This is a genomic window from Clostridium sp. DL-VIII (assembly GCF_000230835.1).
In the GTDB taxonomy this organism is placed as follows: Bacteria; Bacillota; Clostridia; order Clostridiales; family Clostridiaceae; genus Clostridium.
Genome location: NZ_CM001240.1, coordinates 1,597,101 through 1,614,584 on the forward strand (window position 1 = coordinate 1,597,101; position 17,484 = coordinate 1,614,584).

Below are 17,484 nucleotides of genomic sequence, written 5' to 3' on the forward strand. Positions count from 1 at the left end.
GAATGGGGAAGAGAAGGAGCAGTACTAGCTTCAGGTCAGCTTATAGGCGGAAATTTATCTAATTAAAGTTTCTAGAAGGGTTTTAGCTTAGTATTCATACATATTATAGTGGCTGGAGGAATAAGAAATTTTATGTAATACTAATAAAAGAGATCTAGGCCAAAATAGAATAATATATTGCAATATGTTCTGCTGTGAAAATTAATTTTTTGAACGAGATATATAAGAAATTTTTTTACAAAGAGTGTTTTTTAGATATTATATTGTTGAAGATATTTTTAGAGACTTATGGAAGCTAAAATTATTAATATAGAGGCGGAATCTTATATTATTAAATCAATTAATGATGTTATAATTTTAAATAATGGTGTTGAAATTCCACAACATGGTTTTGGTATTTATCTAATTAATGAAGAAAAAGAAGGATATAATTCTATTAATAAGGCATTAGAAGTTGGATATCGTTCTTTTGATACAGCACAATTCTATGAAAATGAAAAATTAATCGGAAAAATATTAAGTGAATCTGGAATAAAAAGAAGTGAATTATTTATTACTACTAAGGTAGCTGATTTTAATCAAGGATATGACAGTACTATTAGATCGGTAGAACAATCTTTAAAAGATTTACGGTTAGATGAAATAGATCTTTTATTAATTCATTGGCCCAGTAAAAAACATTTTTTCGAAACTTGGAATGCATTGGAAAAGTTATATGATGAAAAACTTGTCCGAGCTATAAGTGTAAGTAATTATGAAATTCATCATTTATATAAATTTTAATAACTAACTGCTAATATCATACGGGGTAAACCTACTGTATAAAATAACAAAGCTTTTTTAGTTTACCCTTGTCCAAATTTAATGCATCTAAATGTGACTTAACTTGTTGAATTAACTGAGAAAAAACTTCAAATACAGTATTATGAATTACAGCTTGGCGTAAGTTTTTCCAAAGGTGCTCAATTGCATTTAACTCAGAACAATATGGTGGAAGGTATAAAAAAGAAATATTTTTTATACCTTCTAAGAAATCATCTATACCTTTAAAATGATGATACCTAGCATTGTCCGCGCTCAATATAACCTTTTTATCTTGATAATTTTCAGAGACCGTATTTTAAAAAAGACTTAAAATTATCTGAGTTTCCTTTATCAGAAGTCTGATAGATAAGATCACCGGTCTCAGGGTTAGTAGCACCAAATATAACAGCTCTTTTTCTTGTGCCACCTGGTAAAGTTTTAACTATAGGCTGAACTCCGACTTTAGTCCAAACGGCAGTCGCAGACGGCTCTGATGTTACAATAGCTTCATCTTCATAGAGAATCACAGTATTTTCGTCTTTTGATATTATCAAATTCGATAGTTCTTCTCTAAAATTAGATAAAGTTTCTTTATCAATTTTATTACTTAATCTTTTAGCTCTAGTTTTTGAGTAGTTAAGTCTAGAAAATATATTATAAGCTGTACCAAGTGAAATTTTTTTATTGAAGTTTAAACTTACCCAATTTACAAGAAGTTCACCAGTCCAATTATTATAATTGAGACCGGAACTATAGGGTGATTCTTTTAAAATATTATCAACAATAGCAAGTTCATCTGATGTTAAAATTGTTTTCTTTGGGGGGTGTTCTAAGTCTTTCAAGCCCTCTAATCCAAATTTATTATATCGATGAATAGTCGTTCTAATTGTAGCATCAGATTGTTTTAAAAGAAGAGAAATTTCAACACTAGATTTGCCTTCAAATAAATGCAAGATAGTTAATAATCTAGTTTTAATTTTTGGATTTTTCTCACTTGTATATAATGCTTTTATAGTTTTATAAGATGCATGCTTTGTATTAACAGTTAATCTTTTTCTCATATGGGCCTCCTGTTTAAATATTTGATATTTTAGTATGTCCATATATGAGAAATTTAAATAGCAACCTGTAATTAAAATTTATATAGAAGAGTTAGCTTCAAGGAGTGTTATTAAACCGGTTATTAATCAGGTAGAATATCATCCATATTTAACACAAAATTCCTTAAAGGATTATTTAAAAAAATCAAAGTATTGCATTTGAAGCATGGAGCCCATTAGGGAGAGGTGCTATATTAAATGATAATATTATTAAGAAGATAGCAAATAAATATAATAAGTCAATTGCACAGATAGTCATTCGTTGGCATTTACAAAAGGGAACCATTGTAATTCCAAAGTCTAGTACTCCATCTCAAATTGAAGAAAATGCAAATGTTTATGATTTTAATCTAGCTGTTGATGAAATTAAAGTTATAGATTCGCTAAGTAAAAATCAACGAAATGGCCATGCTCCAGATGAGGTTTATTTAAAAATATAAGATAAATAAGTTACTTTCTTTAATATAATTTTTTAATTTGTCTAAAATATGCTGCATATAAAAAGCTAAAAACTTATTTTTATTAATGTACCGTATTGAATTTTTTTCAATACGGTTTATTTGTTTTAGTATCTATTTTAGCAAATCTAAAAGCAAATTAATTTCAGAGAAGCAATATTAGCTTAGGAGAGATGCATTTACTTCTTTTCTGCACCGGGGATAAAGATTTTGCGCAGAAATAGACTTAATACCTATTGATAATATTAATAAAGAAAAATTTATTTTGCTAATTTAATTAGTTTTTCAACTTCACCTTCTGGACATGTAAAAGATCCAATTGGATTAGGAGTAGTTGAGTAATATCCATGAAAATCTGTTCCACCAGTCATAATTAAATTGTATTTTTTAGCAATATCTTTTATTTGCTTTTTAGTTTCTTTAGAGTTTTTAGGATGATTGTATTCTACACCTTGAATAAGCTTTTTTCCTGCTAATTCCTCTAATAATTCAATAGAATCAAATTGCCCAGGGTGAGCCATAACTGCAATTCCACCAACTTCTGCTATTATTTCTAGGGATTTATATACGCTTGGATAAGTGATTTGCACATAATATTTTCCTCTCTTTGAAAGTAGCTCTTTATATAAATCACCAATTACAACATTTGTATAACCTAAATCTGCTAAAGATTGCATTATATGTGTCTCATACATAGATTGACTTTTAGAACTGTAGTGTTCTATATGTTCTATGGTAATGGGATATTCTTCCATTACCATTTGTGCCATTTTTCTTTTAGCCTTTTCTCTATTAAGTAAAGTACTATTTAAAAATTTCTGAAGTTTAAATATATCCTTTGGATAATAACAAAGTATATGAACAGAACGATTGGTTTTATGGTCTACAGTTGATATTTCAACTCCTGGTATCACAGATATACCTAATTTCTCACCTAAAGTATAGGCTTGGATTACTCCGGCTAAAGTATCATGGTCTGTAATAGAAATACAATCTAAATCCAATTTTTTTGAACAATATATAATTTCTTTTATACTTAAAACTCCATCTGATAAAATACTATGATTATGCAAATCTGCTTTCATTTTTTCCTCCTATCCACGTAATGTAATATTTAGATTAAATTTTACATTTAATCTAAATATGAATTTTATTAATTATTTATAATAGTTAAATCTTTATAATAAACAAAATATCATGAAAAATATTTTTTTGCAATATGTTTATATGAAAAAAAATTGCTTGGAAATGTATATATAGTTAGTGTATTAGTGCTTTAAAGCAATTCCTAAAATTATATATGACATCTCTGTGAAATAAAATTTCATATAAATAGTGTTGACAAAATTAACATGTCATACTATAGTGAATGTAGAAATGATAGAAAAAATTACTCATGGATGTATTAATGAATATTTATGCATTATTGTATAAAGAATGTTTTTATTAATATTCTTTTGTGAAAAGGAGATAAAATATATGAAAAATAATAAAACTGTACTAGATGTGATTTTCGCAGGATATGATGATTTTTTTGAAGCGGAAAAAAAAATCGCAAATTATGTTATAAACAACAAAGAAAAAGTTATAGAAATGACAATTGCAGAATTAGCAGCAGAAAGTGGTGCAAGTGAAGCAACAATTTCAAGATTTTGTAGAAAATGCAATATGAATGGTTTTCATCATCTAAAAATTAGCCTAGCAAAAGAAATTGTGGAATCAAAAGAACATGAAATACCAGTATCTAATGATATTGATGAATATAATATTGGGCAATCATTGCAAAATATCCTAGCAAATAAAATAGAGGAGCTTAAACAGACAGTCTCTATGATAAATGAAAAAAAATTGAAAGAAATTTTGGATTTACTTAAGAATGCAAAAAATGTCCAATTAGTAGCAGTAGGTAATACAATTCCGGTAGCTTTAGATGGAACATATAAGTTTAATCAAATTGGCATTCCTACAGTATCTAATACTATTTGGGAAACTCAAATTGCATATACTTTTAATTTGACTAAAGAAGATGTGATAATTGCAATATCTAACTCAGGAGCATCTAAAAGATTAATGAATATGATTGACATTGCTAATGAAAAAGGGGCAACTACTATTTCTATCACCAATAATGAACATTCACCACTTGCAATGTCTAGTAAATATCATATTACAACAGCAACCAGAGAAAAGTTATTTCTAGATGAATACTATTTTTCCAGGGTATCTGCTTCCATGGTGATTGAAATTTTATATTTATTCTTAACGGTAGGGAAAAAAGATGTATACGAAAGCATCAGTAGACATGAACAGTCTATTGCTGATGATAAATTTTAAAAAATCTATTATTTAATGAATATGGGGGAAATTATTATGATTTACACAGTGACATTTAATCCAGCTCTAGATTATGTAATTAAAGTCGATAATTTTGCATTAGGACAAGTAAATAGAACTAAAAGAGAAGATATTTACTATGGTGGAAAAGGTTTAAATGTATCTACAGTTTTGAAAAACTTGGGATATGAAAGTATTGCATTAGGATTTATTGCTGGCTTTACAGGAGAGGCTATAGAAAAAGGCGCAGAAACATTAGGTTTTTCTAGCGATTTCATTAAAGTAAAAAGTGGATTATCTAGAATAAATGTTAAATTGAAATCTAATGAAGAAACTGAAATTAATGGACAAGGCCCGAAGATTGAAAAAGAAGATATTAATGAATTATTTAAAAAACTAGAAAAATTAACAGAGAAAGATATATTAATTTTATCTGGAAGTATTCCTAATACTTTAAATGAAGACATATATGAAAAAATTATGGAAACATTACAAGAAAAAAATATAAGAATTGTGGTAGATGCGACAAAGAACTTATTACTTAATGTATTAAAATATAAACCATTCTTAATAAAACCTAATAATCATGAACTTGGAGAAATGTTTAATGTGCTCCTTAAAGATGATGACGATATTATATATTATGCTAAAAAACTTCAGGAAAAAGGTGCAAGAAATGTACTTATATCTATGGCTGGAGATGGAGCAATTTTAATTACAGAGGACAAACAAATATTAAAATCAAAAGTTCCAAAAGGAGAAGTTAAAAATTCTGTAGGAGCAGGAGATTCTATGGTGGCAGGTTTTATTGCTGGATATTTAGAAAATAATAATTATGAGAAAGCATTAAAAATGGGAATTGCAACTGGCAGTACAAGTGCATTTTCTGAAGAGTTAGCAACTAAAGAAAAAGTAATAAGTTTATTAAATCTATTATAATTTTAGGAGGGTTTTTTATGAGAATTAAAGATTTATTAAAGGAAGAAAGTATTGAACTTAATGTTAAATTTAGTACTAGCAATAGCAAGAAAGAAAACGTTGTCGATAAATTAGTGAATCTTATGGAGAAATCAGGAAACATAAGTGATATTAAAGAGTATAAAAAAGGAGTACTGGAAAGAGAAAAACTAAGCTCTACGGGTATTGGTGATGGAATAGCAATTCCTCATGCAAAAAATGCAGCTGTAAAATATGCAGGACTTTCAGCTATGGTGGTAACAGATGGAGTAGATTATGATTCACTTGATGGTCAGCCGGCTAAATTATTTTTTATGATTGCAGCACCAGAAAATGGGGCTGATGTTCATCTTCAAGTTTTGGCCAGACTATCTACTATTCTTATGGACGAAGATTTTAGAAATAAACTAATTTCATCTAAAAATAAACATGAATTTCTAAGTATAATTGATAAAAAGGAAACAGAAAAATTTCCAAAAGAAGCTAAGAACAATGAATCTCAAAAAGAAAGTACATACAGGGTACTGGCTGTTACAGCATGTCCAACAGGAATAGCACACACTTTTATGGCAGCAGAGAACCTAGAGCAAAAAGGTAAAAAACTTGGCGTACCAATAAAAGTAGAAACCAATGGTGCAGATGGTGCAAAAAATGTTCTTACAAAAAAAGAAATTGCAGAAGCTGAATGTATAATTATTGCTGCAGATAAAAATGTTGATATGGCTCGCTTTGATGGAAAACCACTAATCAGTACAAAGGTAGCTGATGGGATTCATAAAGGAGAAGAGTTAATAAACAAAGCCATAAGTGGTGATGTCCCAATATACCACCATAATGGGACAAAGGATGTTGCAGAAGACTCAACAACAAAAGAAGGTTTAGGACGTTCTATTTATAAACATCTTATGAATGGCGTATCCCATATGCTTCCATTTGTTATTGGTGGTGGTATATTAATAGCATTATCATTTCTTCTTGATAATTATGAAATTAATCCAGCTAATTTTGGAAAAAACACACCAGTAGCAGCTTATTTAAAAACAGTTGGTGAGCAAGCTTTTGGAATGATGCTACCTGTATTAGCAGGTTATATAGGAATGAGTATTGCAGATCGTCCAGGTTTAGCGGTTGGTTTTGTTGGTGGAATCATAGCGAAAATGGGAAGTACATTTCTTAATCCAGCAGGCGGAAATGTTAACTCAGGTTTCCTTGGTGCTTTATTAGCTGGTTTTATTGGAGGATATATTGTTATTGGATTAAAGAAGGCATGTAATAAAATAATACCATCAGCTTTAGATAGTATTAAACCAATTTTAATTTATCCAGTAGTAGGTATTTTATTAGTATCAATTGTAACTACAATAATAAATCCTTTTGTTGGATATATTAATACAGGATTAACAAATCTATTAAATGGAATGGGTGGAACAAGTAAGATATTACTGGGAATGGTAGTTGCAGGAATGCAGTCTACTGACATGGGAGGCCCAATAAATAAAGCTTCTTATGTATTTGGAACCGCTCAATTGGCAGAGGGCAATTACCAGGTTATGGCTGCTGTTATGGCAGGTGGTATGATTCCGCCATTGGCAATTGCATTATGTACTACTTTCTTTAAAAACAGATTTACAAAGAAAGAAAGGCAATCAGGTTTGGTTAACTATGTTTTAGGATTATCATTCATATCAGAAGGTGCGATACCATTTGCAGCACAGGATCCTTTAAGAGTTATACCGTCATGTATAGCAGGATCAGCAGTTGCAGGAGGATTATCAATGTTCTTTAATTGTACATTAAGAGCACCTCATGGTGGAATATTTGTACTTCCTTTAATAGGAAACCCTTTTGGATATGTAGTTTCATTAGTATGCGGAGCTGTAGTTGGATGTATTATACTTGCAGCCTTAAAGAAACCTTTAGAAGAAGAAAATTAATAAAATAAGTAAAGCAAAGAGGTGTACAAGCTGGTGCACCTAATATATTAGAAAGAAGGAATGAAAAATGAAGAAATATAATTGGGCAATTTTAGGAACAGGTAATATAGGTAGAGAGATGGCAACTGCATTAAATGAAGTAAATGGTGAAGTTTACGCTGTTGGTGATATTAACTTAGCTAAAGCACAAGAATTTGCAAATGAATTTAAGGTAGCAAATGTTTACAATGACTGTGATGCTATGATTAAAAATCCTAATGTAGATATAGTATATATTTCAACACCTCATAATTTACATTATGAATATTTATTAAAGGCAGTGAAGAATGGAAAACATGTTTTTTGTGAAAAAGCAATTACAGTAAATGCAAAACAGCTAGATGAAGTTGTAGCAATTGCTAAAGAAAAGAATTTAGTTGTTGCAGAAGGAATGACAATGTACCATATGCCACTATATAAGAGACTAAAGGAAATAGTTGATTCAGGGGCTATAGGTAGGGTAAAGATGGTACAAGTTAATTTTGGAAGCTGTAAAGAATATGATGTGAAAAATCGTTTCTTTAGTAAAGAGCTAGCGGGAGGAGCATTATTAGATATAGGTGTATATGCAACTTCATTTGCAAGATACTTTATGGAAAGTAAGCCTAATGTTGTACTTACTACTGCAAAATATTTTGAAACTGGAGTAGATGAACAATCAGGTATAATTATGAAAAATGATTGTGATCAAATGGCAGTAATGGCATTAACAATGAGGGCAAAGCAACCAAAACGTGGAGTTGTTGCTGGAGAGCTTGGATACATTGAAGTAAATAATTATCCAAGAGCTGATAAAGCTACTATTACTTATACAGAAGATGGAAGAACAGAAGAACTTCATTTAGGAGAAACATCAAAAGCGCTTAGTTATGAAGTAGAGGATATGCAGAACTATATTACAAATAAAACAGGTCAAGATCAACTTCAATTATCAATAGATGTAACTCACTTATTAAGCGAGGTAAGAAATCAATGGGGATTTGTATATCCTTTTGAATAAAAGTATAATAAAGTTATAACATTACAAATGCGTATTAAGATTTTCTCATTAATAGGCATTTGTATTTACATATTTTGTAGATATATAATTTGTTTAATGTGCAAAATAAGCAATAATAGTGGCATGATCTTTTTGTGTCTAATTATAAATGAATAGGAGAATGTATAAAATGTATCAATGTTGTATTTTTGATTTAGATGGTACTTTAATAAATTCGATTAAGGCTATTTCTTATACTGCTAATCTAACTTTAAAAAAATATGAATTAGGACCTGTAGATGAAGAGCATTATAAAATATTTATCGGTGATGGATATAAGAAGCTAATTGAAAGAGCTTTAATTTATTGTGGTGATAAGGACCTAATTCACTATGAGGATGCGCTTATTACCTATATGGAATATTTTAAGGTTCATTGTATGCATGAAGTGAAGGCTTATGATGGAATTAAGGACATGCTGGATTATTTGAAGAAGAATAACATCAAAATTGCTGTTTTATCTAATAAGCCTCATGAAAGAACTATTGATAATGTGGAAGGTATATTTGGTACTGAATATTTTGATAAAATATCCGGTGAAAAGGATGATGTTAAGAGAAAGCCAGATCCAGAAGGCGCAATTATTACGGCAAAAGAGCTTGAAGTTTTACCAGAGCATTGTTTATATATAGGAGACACTAGTACCGATATGAAAACAGGAATTGGAGCTGGAATGGATACTGTTGGCGTTACTTGGGGATTTCGAAGCCGTGAAGAATTAGAAAGCTATAATCCCCAATATGTAATTGATCATCCTAGTGCGATTATAGATATTATAAAAAATATAAAGGGGGAAAATAAAATTGACTAGTGACGATTTAAAGAAAGCTTGTGCAAAAGAAGCTCTAAAATATATAAAAAATAACACTATAATAGGTCTAGGTGGAGGTAGCACAATATCCTATTTGATAGATTATATAAAAGAAGATAAATATCTTAATGTTAAGGTGGTTACCCCTTCAATGAAAACACAAATGCTCTGCATAAAAAATGGATTAGAAGTTCTTCATACTTCTTCTGTTGATAAGGTATTTGTAGCATTTGATGGATGTGATGAAGTTGATCTAAATCTAAATGCATTAAAAAGTGGTGGTGGAATCCATACTAAGGAAAAATTAATTGCAAGCATGACTGATGATTATATACTTCTTGTAGACGATACTAAAGTTTCAGATACATTAACGTTTAAGCAACCTGTTGTACTTGAAATTTTACAAGATTCACTAAGCTATGTTGAAAGAAAAATTGAAGTATTAGGTGGAAAATTAACAATTAGAAATAGTTCTGCCAAAGACGGTTTTACAATAAGTGATAATGGAAACTTGTTAATAGATGTAAGTTTTGAAAATGTTACTGATGCTTATAAACTTGAAAACAGTCTGAAAAATATTTGTGGAGTTATTGATACCTCATTATTTGTTAATGTAGTTAATAGAGTATTAGTTTCTAACATAGATGGTATTAGAGTAATCTCTAAAAAGTAAATTTATATATTGGTTCTCGAGTAAATTTTTTATGGTGGTGGATTTTAAAGGTCACGCTTCGCCTCCACCATAAAATCCACGACCATTTGTATGTGGCTTAAATAGCTGCTTACAGGTGGTTGTGTTTTTTTATTGTCACGGGTAGTGCCACAATCAAAACCACAAAAATTTAAAAATCTACAATACAGAATGAATTAAGAATAACCTTGAAAAGCAAAACAAAGTTGATGTAGAAAAGAAAGCAGTATTACTAAAAAAATAGATGAAGTTACAGGTTAAATTAATAATATAGTAACCGCTATAACAAATGGATTTGTTCAAGAAGAATTCAAATCTAAAATGTATGAGCTTAAAAATAGAAAGATTGAATTAGAAGTTAAGCTATCAGAAATTAGGCCTAAGAATATTAATCAAATATTGACAGAAGCAGATGTAAGAAGCTTGTTAAGTAATTAGCAGAAATATTCCAGAATGTAAAAAATTTATAAGAGATTTTGGAAAAGAAGTTATAGTTTATAAAGAACACATTGAAGTTATCTTCAATGTGTCTTTTTCTTTACCCCAAAATAGTCAAGTAGTTGAGGTTATAAGCCAAATTAGCAGGTACGATTTATATGAAAGATATAGCTTGAGTTTTTATATAAAAGTAGGATAAAACAAATAATGCAGCAAATATTTACAGAATATTATTGAATTGGTAATATGATTATATAAGTGTTATAGATATATTAATGCTTAAAATTTTAATATGTATTTATTTAACAAGCGGGGGTGAAATAAGATGTATATTCCTATTATGAAAACTCGAAACGAGGAATTAAATTATTGTTATTCTAATGGAATTATTCCTATTTTTGAAATTTTGAATGATATGTATGAACCCAAATATGAAGTTGATGAAAATGGTAAATATTTAATGCAATTAAAACCAGGAAAAACAAAAAGGGAAAAGATTAAAAAAACTAAGACACCAGATGATATTATAACTTTAGAAGAAATAAATAGAATAGTTAATAAATCACAAGTGTTTATTGATTATTTTAGATTCGATGTTAAAAAATATGGAAGAAATTTAGAGGTAAATAGTTTGGAATTAGCATATAAATTAAATAACAACAATGAGGAATATATTAGAAAGCTAAAAGATATTTCACTCTATGATAACATGATACCAGTATTTTCTTTAAAAAAACCTTTTTCGTTTACAAAGGAGAAAATTATACAAGTTATTCAAGAGCCTATAACTTTCAATACATAAATAGTAATTAGAATTGAAGATGATGTATAAAAATATTATTGAAAATAATCTTAGAGCGACTGATTATTTATTATATGATATTAATGAACAAAATTTTAATTCAAAGATTATGGAGTTAGAAGAACTAAAAATATGTAAAACAAAAGCTAAAAAAATAATATTAAATTCTCCTAAAAGTTTAAAACGTGAAAACAAAGAATATGAGAATGTCTGTATAACTGATTTAATTGATTTAATTGATAATGTAGCAGCTACTGAATATAAAACGTAATCGTAAAAAAATTAACGGATAGAAGATGTAAACCTCTATTGTTAAAATTAGCATAGATTTTAACAATGGAGGTTTATTTATATGAATAATAATGAAAATATAAATTGGAGAGAAATAGTTGCTTGCGTTTCTTCTTACGAAGGAACGTTAGGAAATTTCTGCAATGCAAATCACATTACTAAAAGTCAATTCTATTACTATAAAAAGAAGTTTAAGAATGAAAATAATAATTTACAGTTTCATGCAATTTCCATGAGAGAAGAAAGAGTAAGAACTGAATTTACTGTAGTTCCAGCTGATGGGCCTAATATAATAATAGAAATAGGAGCCGCAAAAATACATATACCGGCTAATGAAATAGCTGTTTTGAGTAATTTACTTAAGGATATGATTACAAATGTTCAATCTTAATAAAGTTAATACAGTTTATCTTGCATGTGGTATAACAGATTTGTGAAAAAGCATTGATGGACTAGTAGTTATTTTACAAACGCAGCTAAAGCTGGATCCGTTTGAAAAAGCCTTGTTTGTTTTTTGTAATAGGAAAATGAATAGAATAAAAATCCTCCACTTTGATGAAGGATTCTGGCTATATTATTTTCGACTTGAAAATAGTAAATTGAAATGGCTGCTTATGGGATATGAAGTTAGAACTAAGTCTAAATTTAAGCAAGAAACAGATTTTAAAGCAAATATTGCTATAAGCCCTTAATTTTGAACTTTTACAAGTTTCGGAATTAAGGGTTTTGTGGTAATATATGCCTATATTTATTGTGAGGTATGAAAATGGATATTTTAGATTTAGAGAATCAGCTTGATGAAAAAACAAAATTATTGATTTCTAAAATGGAAGAACAAATTGAATCAAAAGATAAAGAAATTGATAATTTAAAAAAGGAATTAGCTTTTCTTAAAGGACAACTTCTTAATAAAAATAGAAAAATTTTTGGACAATCTAGTGAGCAAGTTGATTCAAGACAGACATTATCTAATTGGATAATAAGTTGTGCAACTGAGCTTAAGCCTGTTTTTAACTATATGAAAGAGGAGCTCTTAAAAAGAAATTATATACATGCCGATGAAACATACCTGAAGGTTATTGAAGAAAATGGAAAAGATTTTAACTCAAAAAGATTCATGTGGTTATATCGCTCCGGAGGCATTGAAAATCCAGTAATTCTATATGATTATCAAAAAACAAGATCTGGATCTTGTGCAGAAGAATTTCTTGAATGATTCTCAGGCTATCTTCAAACAGATGGATATGATGGCTATAATAAGGTTAAAAATATAAAAAGATTATATTGCATGGCTCATATCCGAAGAAAATTCTTTGAGATAGTATCATCATTAAACCATGAAGCTTTAAAGCAATCACACGCATTAGAGGGGTTTAATTATTGTGAGTAACTTTATGAAATTGAAAAAGAGCTAAGGGAACAATACATGGGTAGTGATGATTATTATGCTTATAGACATATAATAAGGCTCAAGAAATCTGCCCCTATCCTTAAAAAATTTCAAGAATATGTAGATAATGAAATTGTTGATGCTCTTCCTAAAAGTCCTTTAGATAAAGCTCTTGCATATGCGCAAAAGTTATTGCCATATATGAGAACTTTCTTAACGAACTGATGTCTTGAAATTGATAATAATGCAGCTGAAAGATCTATAAAGCCATTTGTAATTGGCAGAAAAAATTGGATGTTTTCCAAGACTTAAAAAGACGCATCGTCAAGCGCACTTCTTTATAGTATTATTGAAACGGCTAAAGCCAATGGCTTAGCAATTGAAAAGTATTTAGTATATTTATTTGAAGTGTTAGCAAGTTCGGAAATTAAAGAAAGGGATATACTAGAAAAATGTATGCCATGGTCGGAAAACATTCCAGATCAACTGCGTGTCAAGACTACCAAATAATTATTTACATATAAAAATATACCTAACAGAGAATTTAAACTTTTCTGTTGGGTATATTTTATCACTTAAATTGCGCTATCGCTACGCGTCGATTCTTTGGCGCTTACCCATTAACCATATAAAATAAATACATTTATTTTATATGGTTAATGGACAAATTATCTATTTTTTTGATATTGATTGTTTTATATCTTGAATAAAGCTATCGCTATTTATGCTTTTATACTTATTTTTAAATTCATTGTGTAATTGAATATTATTATTTGATAATTTGAATCTGCCTTGATGTGAACTAGTTGCATAGTATTTATTAAAAGTGAAAATAGTACTGATGATTTTATCATCAAGGAATATGAGCATGATGTGGGATATAAAAATACTCTATGATCCTAATTGGAAAATAAGATATATTTTTGTAAAAAATATTAAAAATTGAAGGAAATATAAGAAAGTTATAGAATTATATATAAAGAAAGTTTGATTGAATAATTTTTGGTATTATGTCAACTTAAAATGGAAAGGGGTGAATTATAATGTTGCAGCTCACTTATACAGAATTTTTCCTAAGAACTATTCCTGAATTATTTGTTTTAATATGGGGAATTCATATAATATCTGGTAAATCTATAAATACTACTAAGTATATAGTATCAAGCGTTATGTTATCTTTGGCTACTTTTTTTGTACGATGGCTTCCAATATATTTTGGAGTACATATGATAATAAATATGATTCTAATTATAAGTATTATGGTTATTATAAGAATACCTTTAATAAAGGCTATTTTTAGTACTTTAATAATGTTTTTCTTTCTCTGTTTAGGAGAATTTATAAATATGGTGACTCTTGATTTTTTGAAAATAGATACAGTTATTGAATTTGCAAATCCATTAAAAAAGACTATATATTGTTTTCCATCCTTAATATTCTTATTATTATCAATATTTATAATAAAATATTTTTTAAAAATGAAAGAAGGGGTGGAAGATGTCTCTAACTGAAAAGATGGCGGTTAAAATAGGCAAGAATGCTAAGAGTGTTTTAAACATTGACAATGATACAGAAGAAATTATTATATATGGTGCTATAAACTTAATCCAAATTATATCTGCATTCACATGCGTTATAATTGCAGGTTTAATTTTCGGGGTTCTTTGTGAAGCTTTAATATTTACTATCAGTGTATCAATTTTAAGAAAATATTCAGGTGGAGCGCATGCTTCTTCACCTCTTAGATGCACTATAATAGGTATGTTTTTAGCATTAGCCGTTGGGCTTTCCGTGGATAAGATATTATATAAGTTTAATATTACAACTGTTATATTAATGAGTATAGCTTGTGTAATCTTTACTTTGTTGGTAATTTTGAGGAATGCGCCTGTAGATAGTATACAGAAGCCAATTACTGATATCAAAATGAGAGAGGCATTTAGAAAAAAATCTATAATAGTAATTTTTATTTGCTCTTTTGTAATAATAGGTTTGTTTGTAATTAATATGACAGACCTAGAAGTATACAATATAAAATTAATAGAGACTATAAGTATTGGACTTTTCTGGCAGGCAATTACTCTTACTAAAAAAGGTATAAGCTTATTAAATAAATTTGATTTTATTTTAAAAAATCGAATAAATATGGGAGGTGAATAATATGAAAAATCAAGTTAATAAGTTATTGACTAAACTTTCAGCAAGCATTTGCACAAAAATGGCATTATCAGTATCAGCATCAGCTTGTTCTGTAAGTACATTTCAACCTAAAGAACCAAAGTGCTTAAGAAAATAACTCAAAAAAGTGTTTAGAACTATAAAGTAAAGCTTGCTAATTTCACTAAATTAGCAAGCTTTACTTTATATATGTGTTTAGGAGGTTTTATGAGTAAATTTATAAATGAAAAGAGAGATAACCTATCAGCAATGCTTGCAATTATAAAGGTTTCAATAGTAATGTTTATAAGCATAATAGTATATATAAATATAACTAGGTATTTTATTAATATAAATATAGAAAAGAATGGGCAATTTAATGTTTATACAACTGGATTTTTCTTTATAATTATTGGAATATGTTGCATAGCGTGGCTGATAATCACCAGTAGAATAGTTCAATCCTTAAATATATTTAAAATAGCATGGGTCTCATGGTTTCTTGAAAATACATTTTATATATCAATTATTTCAATTCCCATGTATTTATTAAAATTTTCTCAAAATGAATATAAATATTTATTTTTATTAGTAATAATATTTTCAACAATTCAATATGGCTCTCGTTATGGCGTCATAACGTCAATAATTTCATCTAGTCTTATAACTTTATCAGGCTTATTATATACCCCATTAAACAATGGAATTAATGAAAATTTGCAAGGAGAGCTAATATTCTCATGTATTGCTATTTTTATTGCTTGGATTATTGGGTATTATGTTGATATGGAGAAGGAACGTAATAAAAGTAAAGACAAAAAGCTCAAAGTATTACGTACAGAATTAGATGAGGTAATTAAAGAAAGATGTGAAATAGAAAGGTTACTTTTAAAAAATAAATTTTGTTATGATATGATATTTGAAAATTCTCTGAGTGCACTTATCGTACATGAGAACGGAGTAATTATATATGCTAATGAAAGTGCGGCTAAACTGTTAGGATATAAAAACCCTATTGATTTAAATGGTAGAAACTTCTATGATTATTATCCAGAAGATGTTAAAAAAAATATTGAAAAGAAGTACTCGAATATTATTCGAGATGAATTTTTAAAAATTGTAAACGAAGAAAATATATTAAACTGTGAGGAAAATCTTATTCCAGTACGTAATACATCAGCTTTTTTTACTTACAAAGAAACATCAGCAATATTAACACTTTTGATTGATATAACTTCAGAAAAAAAATTAGAAACATTAGAAGAAGATGTAGAAAAGAATTTAAAATTACTTAATGAGACTAGAGAATTTAATAATCTTATAACAATTTTTTTTACTAATATGTCTCATGAACTTAAAACACCTGTTAATGTGATTTATGCGGCTGTTCAGACTATAAGTATTTATCTAAATAACTATAAATCTGATGATACAATTAAGTGTAAATCTTATTTGAAAGTAATGAAGCAAAATTGTTTAAGGATGACTAGACTTATAAATAATTTATTAGATATAACTAAATTAGATTCTGGATTTATAAAATTGAATAGAAAAAATGATAATATTGTCAGTGTTATTGAAGATATAGTTCAATCAGTGGCTCTATATGTAAAAAGTAAAAATATAAATCTTATATTTGATACAGATATTGAAGAAAAAATTATGAGTTTTGATCATGATATGATGGAGCGTATAATGCTAAATTTAATATCAAATGCTCTTAAGTATAGTCACTCTAATGGAAATATATATATTGATATAATAGATGAAAAATCAAGGATTATTATTAAGGTGAAGGATGAAGGGGAAGGAATGCCTCAAAATAAGCTTGATTTTATATTTGAACGATTCGGACAGATAAATAATTCACTTTCCAGGCAATGTGAAGGAAGCGGTATAGGTTTATATCTTGTAAAATCATTTATTGAAATGCATAATGGTAGAATAAACGTTAAAAGTATTGAAGGGAAAGGAAGCGAATTTACAATAATATTACCAGTGGAATTGGCTGATGAGGAAGCATATGTAAATAAAGTTCTTTTTAAAACACATGTTGAGCGGATAGAAATAGAATTTTCAGATATATATTCAATCTAATATTCATATGAGTATTAGATAAATGAAAAGTAAAATTATCGATAATTTAGAAACAGATAGCAAGTTATTAAAATAAAGTACACTTTAGACAAATTATCCTGATAATGTAAAGGATGTTTGTTTAGAATTATCTTTTTATTTA

Annotated in this window: 19 protein-coding genes and 1 pseudogene; 17 read left to right on the forward strand and 3 right to left on the reverse strand. The window is 28.3% G+C overall.

Translation table 11 applies throughout. The annotated features are described in order from the left end of the window. The first annotated feature begins 288 nt into the window (after positions 1 to 288). On the forward strand, positions 289 to 783 hold the full coding sequence (locus CDLVIII_RS07325; protein ID WP_242835857.1) for an aldo/keto reductase: 495 nt from the start codon (positions 289 to 291) through the stop codon (positions 781 to 783). 31 nt (positions 784 to 814) lie between these two features. Here CDLVIII_RS07325 and CDLVIII_RS29200 read toward each other — a convergent pair whose 3' ends face one another. Both CDLVIII_RS29200 and CDLVIII_RS07330 read right to left on the reverse strand, forming a co-directional pair. After that, complete coding sequence (locus tag CDLVIII_RS29200; protein ID WP_050816239.1) at positions 815 to 1,081, reverse strand: transposase; 267 nt, start codon at positions 1,079 to 1,081, stop codon at positions 815 to 817. A 25-nt stretch (positions 1,082 to 1,106) separates the two neighbouring features. Further along, positions 1,107 to 1,865, reverse strand: coding sequence for an IS630 family transposase (locus CDLVIII_RS07330; protein ID WP_035301694.1), 759 nt, complete (start codon positions 1,863 to 1,865; stop codon positions 1,107 to 1,109). A gap of 296 nt (positions 1,866 to 2,161) precedes the next feature. Here CDLVIII_RS07330 and CDLVIII_RS31840 point away from each other — a divergent pair, with 296 nt between their 5' ends. Further along, a complete protein-coding gene (locus CDLVIII_RS31840) occupies positions 2,162 to 2,344 on the forward strand; it encodes an aldo/keto reductase (RefSeq protein WP_242835955.1) in 183 nt (60 codons plus the stop codon). Between the two features lie 278 nt (positions 2,345 to 2,622). Here CDLVIII_RS31840 and CDLVIII_RS07335 read toward each other — a convergent pair whose 3' ends face one another. Beyond that, the gene (locus CDLVIII_RS07335; RefSeq protein ID WP_009168810.1) at positions 2,623 to 3,447 is read right to left on the reverse strand and encodes a PHP domain-containing protein; all 825 of its coding nucleotides are present in this window, start codon (positions 3,445 to 3,447) and stop codon (positions 2,623 to 2,625) included. Positions 3,448 to 3,841: 394 nt separating this feature from the next. On the opposite strand from CDLVIII_RS07335, the gene CDLVIII_RS07340 reads away from it, so the two are divergent. From CDLVIII_RS07340 to CDLVIII_RS07415, 15 genes and pseudogenes are all read left to right on the forward strand, one after another. Further along, positions 3,842 to 4,696, forward strand: coding sequence for a MurR/RpiR family transcriptional regulator (locus CDLVIII_RS07340; protein WP_009168811.1), 855 nt, complete (start codon positions 3,842 to 3,844; stop codon positions 4,694 to 4,696). Positions 4,697 to 4,732: 36 nt separating this feature from the next. Then, a complete protein-coding gene (gene pfkB, locus CDLVIII_RS07345) occupies positions 4,733 to 5,635 on the forward strand; it encodes a 1-phosphofructokinase (protein ID WP_009168812.1) in 903 nt (300 codons plus the stop codon). A 17-nt stretch (positions 5,636 to 5,652) separates the two neighbouring features. Next, positions 5,653 to 7,587 (forward strand): fructose-specific PTS transporter subunit EIIC, encoded by a 1,935-nt coding sequence (locus tag CDLVIII_RS07350; RefSeq protein ID WP_009168813.1) that lies wholly within the window; start codon positions 5,653 to 5,655, stop codon positions 7,585 to 7,587. Between the two features lie 67 nt (positions 7,588 to 7,654). Further along, positions 7,655 to 8,626, forward strand: a complete 972-nt coding sequence (locus CDLVIII_RS07355) for a Gfo/Idh/MocA family oxidoreductase (protein WP_009168814.1) — start codon at positions 7,655 to 7,657, stop codon at positions 8,624 to 8,626. Positions 8,627 to 8,795: 169 nt separating this feature from the next. Next, positions 8,796 to 9,476 carry an HAD family hydrolase gene (locus tag CDLVIII_RS07360; RefSeq protein WP_009168815.1) on the forward strand — a complete coding sequence of 227 codons (681 nt, stop codon included), beginning with the start codon at positions 8,796 to 8,798 and terminating at the stop codon, positions 9,474 to 9,476. Next, positions 9,469 to 10,149: a ribose 5-phosphate isomerase A gene (gene rpiA, locus CDLVIII_RS07365; protein ID WP_009168816.1), complete on the forward strand. Its 681-nt coding sequence runs from the start codon at positions 9,469 to 9,471 to the stop codon at positions 10,147 to 10,149. Before CDLVIII_RS07360 ends, rpiA begins: the two co-directional genes overlap by 8 nt. Positions 10,150 to 10,930: 781 nt before the next feature. Next, complete coding sequence (locus CDLVIII_RS07375) at positions 10,931 to 11,407, forward strand: hypothetical protein (RefSeq protein ID WP_009168817.1); 477 nt, start codon at positions 10,931 to 10,933, stop codon at positions 11,405 to 11,407. Between the two features lie 19 nt (positions 11,408 to 11,426). Next, entirely contained in the window at positions 11,427 to 11,678 is a 252-nt protein-coding gene (locus tag CDLVIII_RS07380; protein ID WP_009168818.1) for a hypothetical protein, read from the forward strand. 81 nt (positions 11,679 to 11,759) lie between these two features. Continuing rightward, positions 11,760 to 12,089 (forward strand): hypothetical protein, encoded by a 330-nt coding sequence (locus tag CDLVIII_RS07385; protein ID WP_009168819.1) that lies wholly within the window; start codon positions 11,760 to 11,762, stop codon positions 12,087 to 12,089. Positions 12,090 to 12,180: 91 nt separating this feature from the next. Next, positions 12,181 to 12,390, forward strand: coding sequence for a transposase (gene tnpB / locus CDLVIII_RS07390; RefSeq protein ID WP_242835957.1), 210 nt, complete (start codon positions 12,181 to 12,183; stop codon positions 12,388 to 12,390). 134 nt (positions 12,391 to 12,524) lie between these two features. Then, positions 12,525 to 13,400: pseudogene (locus CDLVIII_RS31845) on the forward strand (IS66 family transposase). Positions 13,401 to 14,131: 731 nt separating this feature from the next. Continuing rightward, entirely contained in the window at positions 14,132 to 14,599 is a 468-nt protein-coding gene (locus CDLVIII_RS07405; protein ID WP_009168820.1) for a hypothetical protein, read from the forward strand. After that, positions 14,586 to 15,248 carry an accessory gene regulator B family protein gene (locus CDLVIII_RS07410; protein ID WP_009168821.1) on the forward strand — a complete coding sequence of 221 codons (663 nt, stop codon included), beginning with the start codon at positions 14,586 to 14,588 and terminating at the stop codon, positions 15,246 to 15,248. The genes CDLVIII_RS07405 and CDLVIII_RS07410 overlap by 14 nt, the downstream gene beginning before the upstream one ends. 1 nt (position 15,249) lies before the next feature. After that, the gene (locus CDLVIII_RS29735) at positions 15,250 to 15,384 is read left to right on the forward strand and encodes a cyclic lactone autoinducer peptide (protein ID WP_009168822.1); all 135 of its coding nucleotides are present in this window, start codon (positions 15,250 to 15,252) and stop codon (positions 15,382 to 15,384) included. Between the two features lie 89 nt (positions 15,385 to 15,473). Next, on the forward strand, positions 15,474 to 17,342 hold the full coding sequence (locus tag CDLVIII_RS07415) for a PAS domain-containing sensor histidine kinase (RefSeq protein ID WP_009168823.1): 1,869 nt from the start codon (positions 15,474 to 15,476) through the stop codon (positions 17,340 to 17,342). The last annotated feature ends 142 nt before the right edge of the window (positions 17,343 to 17,484 follow it).

Bases quoted from the DNA above. Each gene is read 5' to 3' on its own strand.
- CDLVIII_RS07325 (WP_242835857.1), top strand. From the start codon at position 289: ATGGAAGCTAAAATTATTAATATAGAGGCGGAATCTTATATTATTAAA.
- CDLVIII_RS07330 (WP_035301694.1), bottom strand. From the start codon at position 1,865: ATGAGAAAAAGATTAACTGTTAATACAAAGCATGCATCTTATAAAACT.
- CDLVIII_RS07335 (WP_009168810.1), bottom strand. From the start codon at position 3,447: ATGAAAGCAGATTTGCATAATCATAGTATTTTATCAGATGGAGTTTTA.
- CDLVIII_RS07340 (WP_009168811.1), top strand. From the start codon at position 3,842: ATGAAAAATAATAAAACTGTACTAGATGTGATTTTCGCAGGATATGAT.
- pfkB (WP_009168812.1), top strand. From the start codon at position 4,733: ATGATTTACACAGTGACATTTAATCCAGCTCTAGATTATGTAATTAAA.
- CDLVIII_RS07350 (WP_009168813.1), top strand. From the start codon at position 5,653: ATGAGAATTAAAGATTTATTAAAGGAAGAAAGTATTGAACTTAATGTT.
- CDLVIII_RS07355 (WP_009168814.1), top strand. From the start codon at position 7,655: ATGAAGAAATATAATTGGGCAATTTTAGGAACAGGTAATATAGGTAGA.
- CDLVIII_RS07360 (WP_009168815.1), top strand. From the start codon at position 8,796: ATGTATCAATGTTGTATTTTTGATTTAGATGGTACTTTAATAAATTCG.
- CDLVIII_RS07375 (WP_009168817.1), top strand. From the start codon at position 10,931: ATGTATATTCCTATTATGAAAACTCGAAACGAGGAATTAAATTATTGT.
- CDLVIII_RS07380 (WP_009168818.1), top strand. From the start codon at position 11,427: ATGATGTATAAAAATATTATTGAAAATAATCTTAGAGCGACTGATTAT.
- CDLVIII_RS07385 (WP_009168819.1), top strand. From the start codon at position 11,760: ATGAATAATAATGAAAATATAAATTGGAGAGAAATAGTTGCTTGCGTT.
- CDLVIII_RS07405 (WP_009168820.1), top strand. From the start codon at position 14,132: ATGTTGCAGCTCACTTATACAGAATTTTTCCTAAGAACTATTCCTGAA.
- CDLVIII_RS07410 (WP_009168821.1), top strand. From the start codon at position 14,586: ATGTCTCTAACTGAAAAGATGGCGGTTAAAATAGGCAAGAATGCTAAG.
- CDLVIII_RS29735 (WP_009168822.1), top strand. From the start codon at position 15,250: ATGAAAAATCAAGTTAATAAGTTATTGACTAAACTTTCAGCAAGCATT.
- CDLVIII_RS07415 (WP_009168823.1), top strand. From the start codon at position 15,474: ATGAGTAAATTTATAAATGAAAAGAGAGATAACCTATCAGCAATGCTT.